The 12,325-nt window shown below is 54.0% G+C and carries 15 protein-coding genes; 12 read left to right on the top strand and 3 right to left on the bottom strand.

Annotated features, from left to right (window positions below; genetic code table 11):
* Positions 1-6 precede the first annotated feature (6 nt).
* The 10 genes from BHK98_RS06790 (at position 7) to BHK98_RS13185 (ending at position 5,846) form a co-directional block, all read left to right on the top strand.
* The gene (locus tag BHK98_RS06790; protein ID WP_075712776.1) at positions 7-297 is read left to right on the top strand and encodes a hypothetical protein; all 291 of its coding nucleotides are present in this window, start codon (positions 7-9) and stop codon (positions 295-297) included.
* A gap of 39 nt (positions 298-336) precedes the next feature.
* On the top strand, positions 337-825 hold the full coding sequence (locus tag BHK98_RS06785; RefSeq protein WP_075712775.1) for an HD domain-containing protein: 489 nt from the start codon (positions 337-339) through the stop codon (positions 823-825).
* 343 nt (positions 826-1,168) lie between these two features.
* Positions 1,169-1,531 carry a DUF4180 domain-containing protein gene (locus tag BHK98_RS06775; RefSeq protein ID WP_075712773.1) on the top strand — a complete coding sequence of 121 codons (363 nt, stop codon included), beginning with the start codon at positions 1,169-1,171 and terminating at the stop codon, positions 1,529-1,531.
* Positions 1,532-1,575: 44 nt separating this feature from the next.
* A complete protein-coding gene (gene crcB, locus BHK98_RS06770) occupies positions 1,576-1,944 on the top strand; it encodes a fluoride efflux transporter CrcB (RefSeq protein ID WP_075712772.1) in 369 nt (122 codons plus the stop codon).
* Positions 1,945-1,999: 55 nt separating this feature from the next.
* On the top strand, positions 2,000-2,626 hold the full coding sequence (locus BHK98_RS06765; RefSeq protein WP_075712771.1) for a flavodoxin family protein: 627 nt from the start codon (positions 2,000-2,002) through the stop codon (positions 2,624-2,626).
* A gap of 104 nt (positions 2,627-2,730) precedes the next feature.
* Complete coding sequence (locus BHK98_RS13520; RefSeq protein WP_158024471.1) at positions 2,731-2,907, top strand: hypothetical protein; 177 nt, start codon at positions 2,731-2,733, stop codon at positions 2,905-2,907.
* Between the two features lie 268 nt (positions 2,908-3,175).
* Positions 3,176-3,532 carry a DUF1304 domain-containing protein gene (locus BHK98_RS06760; RefSeq protein ID WP_075712770.1) on the top strand — a complete coding sequence of 119 codons (357 nt, stop codon included), beginning with the start codon at positions 3,176-3,178 and terminating at the stop codon, positions 3,530-3,532.
* An 85-nt stretch (positions 3,533-3,617) separates the two neighbouring features.
* On the top strand, positions 3,618-3,839 hold the full coding sequence (locus BHK98_RS06755) for a hypothetical protein (protein ID WP_075712769.1): 222 nt from the start codon (positions 3,618-3,620) through the stop codon (positions 3,837-3,839).
* A 14-nt stretch (positions 3,840-3,853) separates the two neighbouring features.
* Entirely contained in the window at positions 3,854-4,741 is an 888-nt protein-coding gene (locus BHK98_RS06750; RefSeq protein WP_075712768.1) for a hypothetical protein, read from the top strand.
* 124 nt (positions 4,742-4,865) lie between these two features.
* Positions 4,866-5,846 (top strand): gamma-glutamylcyclotransferase family protein, encoded by a 981-nt coding sequence (locus BHK98_RS13185; RefSeq protein WP_083628101.1) that lies wholly within the window; start codon positions 4,866-4,868, stop codon positions 5,844-5,846.
* Positions 5,847-5,873: 27 nt separating this feature from the next.
* Here the strand turns inward: BHK98_RS13185 and BHK98_RS06740 are convergent, their stop codons facing one another.
* Positions 5,874-6,089: an RDAC family protein gene (locus BHK98_RS06740; RefSeq protein ID WP_075712767.1), complete on the bottom strand. Its 216-nt coding sequence runs from the start codon at positions 6,087-6,089 to the stop codon at positions 5,874-5,876.
* A 373-nt stretch (positions 6,090-6,462) separates the two neighbouring features.
* Here BHK98_RS06740 and BHK98_RS06735 point away from each other — a divergent pair, with 373 nt between their 5' ends.
* Together BHK98_RS06735 and BHK98_RS06730 are read left to right on the top strand one after the other, a co-directional pair.
* A complete protein-coding gene (locus BHK98_RS06735; RefSeq protein WP_075712766.1) occupies positions 6,463-7,626 on the top strand; it encodes an FIST signal transduction protein in 1,164 nt (387 codons plus the stop codon).
* A gap of 39 nt (positions 7,627-7,665) precedes the next feature.
* Positions 7,666-9,096: an aldehyde dehydrogenase family protein gene (locus tag BHK98_RS06730; protein WP_075712765.1), complete on the top strand. Its 1,431-nt coding sequence runs from the start codon at positions 7,666-7,668 to the stop codon at positions 9,094-9,096.
* A 226-nt stretch (positions 9,097-9,322) separates the two neighbouring features.
* Here BHK98_RS06730 and BHK98_RS06725 read toward each other — a convergent pair whose 3' ends face one another.
* The gene (locus BHK98_RS06725; protein WP_075715037.1) at positions 9,323-10,087 is read right to left on the bottom strand and encodes an IclR family transcriptional regulator; all 765 of its coding nucleotides are present in this window, start codon (positions 10,085-10,087) and stop codon (positions 9,323-9,325) included.
* A gap of 499 nt (positions 10,088-10,586) precedes the next feature.
* Positions 10,587-12,245 (bottom strand): M20/M25/M40 family metallo-hydrolase, encoded by a 1,659-nt coding sequence (locus tag BHK98_RS06720; RefSeq protein ID WP_075712764.1) that lies wholly within the window; start codon positions 12,243-12,245, stop codon positions 10,587-10,589.
* Between the last annotated feature and the right edge of the window lie 80 nt (positions 12,246-12,325).

Here is a 12,325-nt window from a genome sequence, read left to right as displayed (position 1 = left end):
ACAGACATGACAATGCAGAAGGGACATTTTGAACAGATTATATTCCGGCTGCGATTGAGCAGTCGGTCAGAGACGGTGAGGCGTATCGCGGGAATTATCGTCGGGGGACTTGTTTACCGGCTGGTAACAAAACAACCGGTGAGGGGGAGCATTCCGCCGGTCGGGGTTGCGGACGACCTGCCGGGCAGCGTGACGGGAATGAACAAACCGGAGGAGCTGGGCGCTATGAATGTCAGGGTGCCTGACCCGGATGAGGACGAATATTATGACAAGCATCATCTGTGGATCGACAAATAATGTCCGTTGATTGCATTGATGGAAGGGAGCGCAGCAGGGATGATTGCGGCAATAATTGAGAAAATGATTATCCGGTCGGACGGCAATATTCACGATATAGACCATCTGATACGGGTGTGGACATACGCGAAGACGATAGGCGAACTGGAGGGGCTGGACGATGAATGCCAGTTTATCCTCGAAGTCGCTGCTGTGACACATGACATCGCCTGTCCTTTGTGCCGTGAAAAGTATGGGAATACTGACGGAAAGCATCAGGAGAAGGAAGGCGGGCCGCTGGTGAGGGAATTTCTGGCGAACACCGGGATGACAAAGACTCAGATTGACAGGGTCGCCTTTCTGGTTGAACATCACCATACCCTTGAAGGGATTGACAGCGCCGACTGGCAGATTCTCGTTGAGGCTGACTACATCGCAAACGCTTCCGAAAACGGATACTCCGGACAGAGTATCCGGAGCTTTCTGGAGAAGGCTGCGAAAACGCAATCTGGGAAGAAGCTGATAAAAGCGGTGTTCGGAATACAGTAGGCAGACGGAAAAGAGAGGGTTCATCGCAAAGGAACATTCACCCTGACCGCTGCCGTGTCGGCGGCATTAGGTGCGGCAATCGCCCTGCTTTTCGTCGTTTTCCGCGGAGCGGCCGGAGCAGACGGGAGCGGCGAAGCGGCCGAAAGCGCCGGGACCTTGGCAATCGCCGGAGCCGATATTGGAATATGGATCCTGATCGTGTCCGTCACCTTTCTGGTGTATGGGGCGGTTTTCTGGCTCGTGAATTTCTTTCTGTTCGGTAAGCGGCGATGAAGGCGCAGTATGAGTTGTGGATCGGAAAAAATGGAGAATATAGAAGATAACTTCGGATGGAGGTGGTACAATGGATATTACGAAATTTGAGAAGGACGGTGCGGTCTGTGCTATTGTAAACGGTGATTCGCCTGTTATTACAGACGCACAGTCTGCTTTGGATTTACTGATGACTGCGAAATACGAGATTGGGACGGAGAATATCGTGATCAGCAGTGCACTGCTTGCGGCGGATTTTTTTGTTCTCAGTACCGGTCTGGCAGGTGAGATCCTGCAGAAGTATGTCAACTACGGCGGCCGGATCGCTGTCTATGGGGACTATTCCAGTTACACAAGCAAAGCTCTGAAGGATTTTATTTATGAGAGCAACAAAGGAATCAACGCATTCTTTGTCGCCACAAAGGAAGAAGCGATTGAAAAATTGATTGGATAGCGTGAAGATGCCGCAGTCGTGTCGGAAAAGGAGGAAATTTTATTATGTACAATTGTCTGCTGGTGGGGTGCGGGGGCTTTGTCGGTTCGGTGCTCCGGTATCTGGTGAGTCTGATTCCGGTCAGGGAGCATACGGCTTTTCCGGTAAACACGCTTGTTATCAATGTGGCCGGCGCATTCCTGATCGGCTTTCTGGCGGCTATGGTAGCGGAGCACGAAAATTTCAGTCCGCAGATGGAACTGCTTCTCAAGGCGGGGCTTTGCGGCGGATTCACAACATTTTCGACTTTCGCACTTGAAACCAGCGAGCTTGTGGCGAACGGAAGGACGGCGATGGCAATTGTCTATGTGGCCGCCAGCATGATTCTCGGGGTTCTGGCGGTGGCACTGCCCCAGGTCGTATTCTCGAGGTAGGGCGCAATAAGCGTGGGATGATGATTTATAGTTCAGGCAAGGTTTGGAGGTATTTATGGCAAAGGTTCTGATGATTAACGGAAGCCCGGATCCCGCAGGCTGTATACATACAGCGATGGAGGAGGCTGCAGCGATTCTCGCGGAGCAGGGAATTGAGACGGAGGAGCTGCAGATCGGGAACAGAGACATCCGCGGGTGCATCGCCTGCAGAAAGTGCAAGGAAACAGGGAAATGCGTCTTTAATGATCTGGTCAACGAAACCGCGCCCAAGCTGGCAGAAGCGTCCGGCCTGATTCTTGGTTCTCCGGTTTATTACGGGAACCCCAACGGCACAATTCTTTCCTTTGTTCAGCGTCTGTTCTACAGCTGCGGCCTGGATCTCCGCATGAAGGTGGGCGCGTCCATCGTTTCCTGCAGGCGCGGCGGAAACAGCGCGACCTTTGAGGCGCTGAACCAGTTCTTTGGAATCTGCGGCATGCCGACGGCGCCGTCGTCCTACTGGAACGATGTGCATGGTTATACAAAAGAAGACGTCTACAGGGATGAAGAGGGACTGCAGACTGTTCGCAATCTGACATTGAATATGGCGTTTATGATTAAATCCATCGCAGACGGAAAGGACAGATACGGCGCGCCCGCAACAGCGACAGATGTCTTTACGGATTTCATCGGCGGCCGGTAGGCGGAAACGCCCCGCTTTTACAAAGATTTGACATTCCCTTTTTCTTTTTCGGGTAGATGAAGCTTCTCTGATCTGGTATCTTTCGAGAAAGGAGGAGATTTGTCATGTATAAAACTTTTGTTATCGATTACAATCCGCAGACCTCCAAAATGGCCGAAGCGGTGGAGGAAAAAGCGAATGAGATCGCGGGAGCGGGTTTCAAGGTGCTTTCGTTTTCCGTTACAAACAGCGGAAAGGCGATTATTCTCGCGGAGACTTCGGAGACTTCGTCGGAGGGGTGACGCCGGGCGTTCTTTTGGTTTTTCGAATTTCGAACCGCAGAATGCAATGCAGAGCCAGCAGGGACAGCCTTGCTGGTTTTTTATGTGTGTCGTGTTTTGTGCATGCCGCTGCTTGCAAAAAAGCATGTCGTGGGATATAATACTATGACTAAAGGGAGACGTGAAAGTATGGCAGACGCAACGGAAGTTGAGAGACCGACTGATACAGAACTGAAGACCAATCCGGAAAAAATGCAGAAACTGTTTGACATTACAGGAGGGACAGGGAATGACGATAATCACAAAAGTACTGGCGGCGCTGACAGCGCTGGAATTTCTGTATATCATGTATCTTGAGACCTTTGCGACGGCGTCGGAAAGAACGTCGAAGGTTTTCGGGATGGAGTTGGACGAGCTGGAACGGAAGTCGGTTAATACTTTGTTCAAGAACCAGGGTGTATACAACGGCCTGCTTGCGGTGCTGATTCTGCTGGCAGCGTTTCTGTTTGTCAGTAAAACCGCGGTCATGCTTCTGATGGGCTATATTGTGCTTGTAGCGCTCTACGGCAGTATCACCAGCAATCCCAGGATCATACTCATGCAGGGCGGACTGGCGATTCTGACGCTGATTTCCGGGCTTTTCTGAGCGCGGGCACAAAGGCTGAAAGAACTGCCGGCCGGCGGATACGGATATACGGCCGATAAAAGTGTTTTACATGGGAGGAACGATTATGCTTACAATGTTGTTTTCAGTAATATTACTGTTTGCTGTCGGGATGCTTATCTTTAAATTAATCGTGTTTCTGTTCAAGGCGGCGTATGTGGTGATGGGAATCCTGCTGGCTCCGCTGCTCATCATCGGCATGCTCGGACTGGGAATTTTTCTGCTCGGATGGATCGTGCTTCCTGTGGTGCTGGTGGCTGCCCTGTGCACGGCGCTGGTCTCCGCCTGACCGGAGGTGACGGAATGAGCCTGCATGAGAGCTTTGTGAAATTCTGGAGGACGGAGGGAAAGTATATGATTTCCCATAATCCGGAACGGTTTTATGATAATCTCGAACGAAGGATGGAGTGGTGGACAGATACCGTGCAGATCGATGAATATGTTCTGACGCTGCGTTCCCGTAAGGAAACCACCAGGGCGCTGATTGTCGCTTTTTATGATTATCTGCGGAGGACGGAAGGCGTTGAGGTCGAATCGCCTTTGTACGATGTGTCCTTCTACGATTATGCATTCATGAGACAGCTGGAGATGGCTAAATTTCTGCAGCAGAGGCGGACGCTGAGGGAGATCGACGAGCACTTTCATATCGACGAACGGACCAGACGGGAAGATCTGCAGGCGCTTGAGAACGGACTGGAGATTTTCGGAGCGGAGATTAAGATCACGAAGACCCGTGAAGACGGCAGAGTCTTTTACGAATCGACGCTGCATCCCATTTTCCTGCCGCTGAATCTCACAGAGGTATACGCAATGACAGAGTATCTGAAAAACGTGCTGCCTCCGGATGACCCTAATTCACAGCTGGTGTGGGATATCGTCCGGCGCATCGAGCTTCAGCTGTCCGACTACGCGATCGACAAGATCTGTCCGGCAGATGGACGTCCGGATGTGAGTAACGATTACAGAGACGACCGGTTCTTCTCCACCGACGACCGGCATGTGCAGATGTATCTGATGAAGCGCAGAAGCTCCTGCCGCATTCTGTGGATGGGGAAGGAATACACCGGGACGTTTGAACCGCGTCGATCCGGAGAAGGCAGGGGATATGTATTCCGGACGGAGAGCGGAGAGGTTCTTGACGCCGATCCCCGGGACATCGAGGTCATCCGAGAGTCCTTTGTGTACAAATGAAAAGCGGCGCACCCGTTGCAGGGTAAGCGCCTTTTTTTTGTGCGATAATGATGCCATAAACAATATCTGCTGATTGAGCTCCCGTCGGACATTACGGGCGCTGGTGGTACAAAGGAGGACCGATATGCTGAGAAATGTATTAAAGCTGGAGAGAAGAACTGAAGGAAATGTAGATACTAAGGAGATGCTGAACACTGTCAGAGAACTGGAAGGCTTCCTGCACTGGGCGCCGGATGCGACCGACCCCGTGTGGATGGCGGGAATCCGGAGCATCGTGGAATTTCAGAGGGAGGACGGCTTTTTCGCGCTGCTGGAGGATTTCTGGGTTCCGTCGGATGCGAGGGTGGATTTCATTTACATCCCGACTTACCTTTGTTCGGCGGTGCTGATGAAGGCGTACAGAACTGACCCCGGGCTGCTTGAGGGCGCAGTGGGAAGAGCGCTGGCGAGGAGCCTGGACTGCTGTACAGGAAGGGGACTGAGCGGCCATGGTTATGAGGGGCTGCGTGAGCAGATTCGCGCAGTCGATTTCTTCCTGACGGCGGGAGTGATGGATTTCCTGTCGGACCATCCGGATATGTCCCGGAAGTTTACTGAGATGTTTGACAGGATAGGCGGGCAGTTCGCGATGATGGTCCGTAAAGAGAATTTCCGCGGCGCATGGGGTGAGGACTACGAGGAGGATATCCGGCGCGTCGATGAGGCGCTGCATTATACCGTATTTGTGTACGGCACACTGCTGCGGGGGCGGAGCAACCACCGCGGTTATCTGCGGGGGTGTCCGTGCATCGGGCGCGGAATCCTGGAAGGGTTTGATATGTACGATGTCGGTAGTTTTCCTGCGATTGTGCCGGGTGAGGGGTGCGTCAGAGGCGAGCTTTACCGCGTGAGCAGGAGAACTCTGGAGCGGCTGGATATGCTCGAGGGTAACGGCAGCCTCTACGGCAGAAGGCGCGTGTGCGTGGCGGCGGAAGCATACACGGACAAAAGCCGCTGCGGGGACGGCGGCGGAGCCGCGGCGTGTGATGCCATCGTCTATGAGTATCTCTGCAGTGTAGAGGGGCTGAGAGAAATTCCTTTCGAACAGCAGCCGTATCGGGGTTGAGCACGGCTGCGTGCGGAGAGAGAGCCTCTATCCGACAACAAAGGTCAGCCCGTCGTCGGAGATGAACAGGGGCTCTCCGTTTTTCCGCATGAAATCCTGTATCCAGGCGGATACCTCCGCATTCGGTTCGTCAAGCGACAGGTCGAAGCCGCTGCAGGTGTCGTGGATGTGAATGTGCACATCGAAGCGGTGTTCGATTTCAAGCTGCAGGCGGCTGATGTCCATAACAGTGAGATTGTTCATTTTCAGAATTCCTTTCAGCTGCGGCCCGGCGGCGCCACGAAGATAATCCTGTGCTGCCGGTGCTGCGTGTGCGTTAACTGTTTCTTCATTATACGCTGTTTTTCGGCGGAAAACAAAGAATTTCGAAAGGTTTTCCGGATGAGTTATCGGATAATTTGCCCGGAACTGAAGGAATGGGAGACGGCTGTATTTCTTACGTCGACGGGATTGAAAGCGGTTCTGTGCGAGATATGTATGCCGGAAGAAAATCTGCCGTTCCGCATCGTGAAACAGGAGTATCTCAGAACAAAACCGGGTTCGTTGACTTTTTCCGTGAATGGAGTATTATCTAAACAAATAAAGAATTTCGAAAAATCAGATTGGAGGGATCTATATGTTGAGTGCAAAAACCGGAACAAGTGTGAACGCCAGCCCGGAGCTGGCGGGAAAAGAAGCTGCGGCTGCAGTAAAGGCGGTTGAGGACGCGAAGGTGGCGTTCGTTTACAGCGGCGTCCAGTATGACACAAAGGCATTGCTGGGAGCGGTCAGTAAAGAGCTTCCCGGGGTACCTCTGATCGGCAACACTTCCTTTACGGGAGTCATTACGGATCAGGGCTTTGTGACCGGAGACGACGGATTCGTAGGAATCATGGCGATGGGGGATGCGGACATGACCGTCGGAGTCGCGGGATCTCCAAAAGAGGGTGACGCACGGGCGACAGGCCACAAGGTCGCGGTCGAGGCGATGAAAAACGCCGGAAAGGACTGCGCTCCGGATTATTTCTTCATGGTAGCCTCTCCGGGTGAAGAGGAATTCTATCTGAAGGGAATCACGGAGGTCATCGGACGCGTTCCGATGTTCGGCGGAAGCGCCGCGGACAATACGATTACAGGAGAGTGGGTTTTGTACACCTCGGACATGGTTACGCCGGACGGCGTTGCGGTAGCCTTCTTCTACACCGACAAAGCCTTTGCCGATGTATATACAGGTGCATATAAGGAGACTGAGAAGGTCGGCATCATCACGAAGGTCGAGGATTACCGGAAGATCTGCGAGATTGACGGAGTTCCGGCGCTGGAGAAATACATGGAGTGGACCGGCGCTAAGAAAGATGAAATTGAGGGCGGAAATCTCCTGGGATATTCGGTTACCGCTCCGGTGGGAGTGAAGGATCCTCTGGGAGACCTGATTGCGATCCGGCATCCCCAGAGTGCGAACGAGGACATGACCTTCAATATTGGCAACAACGCGGCGGTCGGTACAGCGATGATCCTGATGGAAGGGTCTGTCGATCAGCTGATTTCCTCTACCGGTGAGACGCTGGAGAAGCTGAAGACAAAGCTCGGGAAGGAGCCCGGTGCCTATATGCTGGTTCACTGCGGCGGCAGAAGAGCGGGCATCGGCGATCGCATCGATGAGGTTGCGAAGGCGCTGAAGGACGCCGCCGGCGGCGTTCCCTTCATCACCGAGTTCACCTTCGGCGAGTTCGGATATGAGGACGACGGCAGAAACACCTGCGGAGGGCTGATGCTTTCCTTTGCGGGATTCGAAAAATAGGATAGAGCATACGACGGAAGCATACGGAGGTGATTTTGTATGAAAATGGTAATAAACGGAAAGTATGTAGACAGTGAAAGCGGAAAAACCTTTGACGTCACCAATCCGGCGACAGGAGCGGTCATCGAATCTGTGCCCCGTGCGACGGAAGCGGATGTGAAATCCGCGGTGGACGCCGCAGTTGAGGGCCAGAAGATCTGGGCGGAGTTTCCGGTCTGGAAGCGCGCTGAGGTGCTGAAGAAGTTCCTTCAGCTGGTAGAGGTGAACAAAGATGACCTGGCGCAGACGCTCTGCGCGGAGAACGGGAAGCCGATTCGTGAGGCGCAGGCGGAGATCGGGAATATTCCCATCGGGTTCAGCGGATTCATGGAGCACGCCAAGCATTATTACGGGAGCATTATCCCGCAGGGCACAGAGCAGGGACAGGATACGAATCTGCAGCTGATCACCCGCGAACCGATCGGCGTCGTGGCCTGTGTCATTCCGTTCAATTTCCCCTGCGACCTGTTTGACCAGAAGGTGGCGCCGGCGCTGATGATGGGGAATGCGGCGATCGTGCTTCCCAGCTCGGACAATCCGCTGACGCTGCTGAAGCTGACCGGACTGCTCTGTGAGGCCGGCGTTCCCAACGGCGCGATTCAGTGTCTGACTGCGCCGGGCGCGGTCAAGGAGGCTGCGATTACAGATCCCAGGGTGCATCTTGTAACTTTGACGGGCAGCACGGAAGTGGGAATTTCCACCGCGAGGCTCTGTGCGGACAATCTGACCCATACTGCTCTGGAGCTGGGCGGCAACGATGCGTTCATTGTCATGGAGGACGGCGATGTGGATCTGGCTGTCGAAGAACTTGTCTGGGGCAGAATGTACAATACCGGTCAGGTCTGCTGCGCGAGCAAGCGGTTCCTGATTCATAACTCTCTGAAGGATGAATTCGCAGAGAAGGCCGTCGCACGGATTAAGCGTCTGAAGGTGGGGCAGCCGGATGATCCGGACACTGAGATCGGATGTCTGATCAGTGAGAAGGCGGCCGTCAAGGTGGAGGCACAGGTGAACAAAACCGTGGAACAGGGCGGAAAGATCATTCTCGGCGGTCACCGGGACGGTGCATTTTATGAGCCGACGGTCATCGTGGATGTGCCGGCCGACGCGGATGTGGCGTCCGACATGGAAATCTTCGGACCGGTCGTTCCGATTATCGGATTCGACACCGAGGAGGAAGCGATTGCCATCGCAAACCGCTCCAGATTCGGACTTTCCAGCTGCGTATTCACCCGTGACCAGAAGACGGCGTTCCGCGTTGCGTCCAAAATGGAGGCCGGCGGTGCGGTCATCAACGGAGCCAGTTTCTTCCGCGCATTCGAGCAGCCTTTCGGAGGCTACAAAGACAGCGGAATCGGTACCGAGGGCGTATTCTCAACCTTCAATGAGATGACCCGCAGTAAGACGATTGTACTGAAAAATATTTTCTGATCTCTGACTCAAAGCATAACTCCGCCGCCGGAGTCTGTGATGACAGTGTCACAGACTCCGGCGGCGGGCTTTTTTTGTGATGCACCCGGCAGGTTCGGCGCTCTTTTTTGTTTCGTGAGAGATCGGCGTCCTTTGTATCGTGAGGGTTCGACCGCGCTTTGTACCGTGAAGGATCGGTGTTCCTCGTCCACGCCATGTGCAGTGTTCTTTGTACCTGTGAGAGAAGTCAGCCGGTATATCCCATGGTGCGGGAGATCTCCATCGCCTGCTCTGTCAGATACGACGCGACACTCTCGATCCGGTCTTCCGTGAAGACGCTGGTGGGGCCGCTCGCGGAGATGGCGGCGATGATGTCGCCCCGATAGTCGTAGATGGGAGCGCCAAGGCAGCGGTGCCCGATTTCTGATTCTTCATCGTCAAGGGCCCAGCCGCGGCGGCGCACGGCGTCCAGGTCGGCGATCAGTTCATCCATGGAGGAAAGCGTTTTGTCCGTAAATCGGACGAACCTGCAGTTCGACATGATGTGCCGCACCTCCTCTGCGGAATAGTTGGAAAGAAGGCATTTCCCCAGAGAGCAGGAATAGGCGTGGACGTGGACGCCGATCTGGGAATAGAGACGCACATTGGAGAAGACGTCCATTTTTTCGATGTATACGACCTCGTCACCGTCGAGTACGCCGAGGTGGCAGGTCAGTCCGAGCTCTCCGGTGATTTTGGCGACATAGGGCCTGGCCTCCGTCTGGAGTTCCAGACTGTTGATATAACATCCGACCGCGCGGATAAGCTCCAGTCCGATTTTATAACTGCCGTTCCTGTCCTTCGCCAGATATCCCCGGTTCAGCAGCGTTGCGGCGATGCGATGCACGGTGCTTTTGTTCATGTTCAGGCGTTTCGCGATTTCAGTGGTCCCCAGGCCGCCGCTTTCCTCGGAGAGGACTTCAATGATGTCCAGCGCACGGTCCACAGACTGTACATTGTTATCCGATTTCATAAATAAACCCGCTTCCGTTTTCTCAGAGTGCGCCGGAGCCGGCGCGTTGCTACGGTTATTATACGCAATCTGTGCGGGAATGACAAGAGGAGAACGGCATTCGGGCGGCATGTGCGGTTATCTGCCCTGCGGAGGAGCGGCATTCGCAGCGGGGCGGTCGGTTATCTGCGGCGTCTGGGCGCTGCGGTGAATCTCTGCAGTGAGTATGCGCGAGTCTCTCCCCACCCTTTTCGGGAAAGCCTTTGCAGAAAAAGAAGATTTTGTAGGTTTTGTGGGTTAATTGTTAACCTACAAAACCTACAAAGCTGTCTTGTCGGCATAAAGCATCCGGAAAAGACTATGAGAGCCTGCCCCGCGATTGAGTATAAGAACCTGCCCTGCGATTGGGAGCCGGATATGTCCTGAATTGTCGGCGATGTCGTCACTGCCGGGCGAAGACTGTCTTTTGAAAAACGATGAAACAATGCTTCCTGGCAGCATCACCGGGTAATGTCCGCCGTCACTTCAGCAGATCGTTAATCAGGTTGATGTACAGATACGGGAGCACCTCGAAGTTGTATTTTTTGTTCAGGCGTTCGGTGCTTTTGTGGAAGTCCTTTCCGTAGCCGCCCAGCACGATGCCGGGGACCGAGAAGCGCTTGAGATCTTCCTCGGGCAGCGAATACATATGGTTCACGCCGATCACGTTCTGGAACAGCTGGTCAAAGTTCTTGGAAGAATCCAGCCCGGTGTAGCTCAGGTCGGACAGCCCCATGTAGTAGTCCCGCTCCTCCAGCGTCGTGTCGTACTCTGTCCGGGCGTATTCAATGGTCCGGTCCAGGCATTCCAGCAGATTCTTCACCTTCGGATCGCCGGTATCGGGGTAAACATCCGGATAATATGGGGGAATAATGGAAATGATGATCATCGGCCTGTTGAATCCGGACATCTCATAGATTTTTTTCATGGTCCGGATGGCTGTGGTCTGCATTTCCGGATTTTCGGCCTGCCATTCGTGAATCAGCCGGTCGATATAGGCGTCGTAGTCCGGTTCGCCGGCGCCGCGGTCCCGCTCGTAGTTCGCTTTTGCGGCGTCGTTCACCTCCCGGAAGGTCATGACGCAGGGCTGCGGACGGTGACGCTGAGAACGGATACCGAAGCGCGCCTCATATTCGCTGATCCTCCGGTCGTACAGTTCATTCGCCGCGTTGAAGCTCTCAAAGGCGATTTCCTTCAGCTTGCTCATCGCGACCTCCGGATCCAGATCCACGCTGATGATGTTGTAGTAGGATGCCGCGTACATCGGGATTGAGACGGAGTAGGTCGATTTCAGGTCCATGCTTTTCAGGCATACCGGCGCCGGCGTCGCTTCGCCCCGCGCGGTCTGGCAGAAATCGACGTTGAGGCTCATGCGCCTGTAAACCTCTGCGGAGAGGAGGTTTGGGTCAATTCCCATGAATGGTGCTTCGCCGTGGGTGGATTCGCCGACAAAGAAGAACATGGGCATGATTTTCCCGGAAGCGCCCATGTGGACATAGTGGACGCCCTCCCTGGATTTGTCGTCCACAGTATAGCATTCGGTCAGCAGAAGGGCCTGGTAGTCCAGTCCTTTCTCATCGGTCATCTGATTGAAGAAGGGAACCGCCCGGAGCATTCCCTCCGAGTTGGTCTCCTCTCCGCAGACCGCGGTGTACAGAAGATTGCCGTTGATGCCGCCGTTCTCGGAATAATAGCGGAGGAGCTCCAGGCACAAAGCATGGCCGAACTTCATATCCGCGGTACCTCTGCCAAAGAACCATTCACCGCTTTCGAAATCCTTTCGGGCGCTGTCGTCCAGCGGAAGCTGATTGATCTCGCGGCTGATTTTTTCGATATCGTATGCATCCTTCTGGAGGCTGCCGAATTCCTCGACGTCTACCACATCATAGTGGCCGGTCAGGATGACGGTCTTTTTGCTCTGCGGGCAGCATTCCAGATAAGCGGTGACGATGACTCTGTCAAAGGGATCGTTTTCCAGAGGAACCAGCCGGACGTTGTCTTTGTGCTCTGCGAAATAAGGAATCTCATAAAGCAGCTCCTCCAGCTTCCGTGCGGCCAGAATCTCATCCTCTGTGCCGGAAACGCTGGGAACCTCGACGAGCCTTTTCATGTTGTCATACATTCTGTTTTTCTCAATCATGTGATTACCTCCTGAATGTCAGATCATCAGATAGGAGAAGCCCCGTGCGCGGAGTGAGTCCGCACACGGGTCATATTTGT

Source organism: Hornefia porci (assembly GCF_001940235.1).
Taxonomy (GTDB): Bacteria; Bacillota; Clostridia; order Peptostreptococcales; family Anaerovoracaceae; genus Aminicella; species Aminicella porci.
The sequence above is the reverse complement of the archived record's forward strand: the minus strand, read 5'-3'. Positions and strand labels throughout refer to the sequence as shown.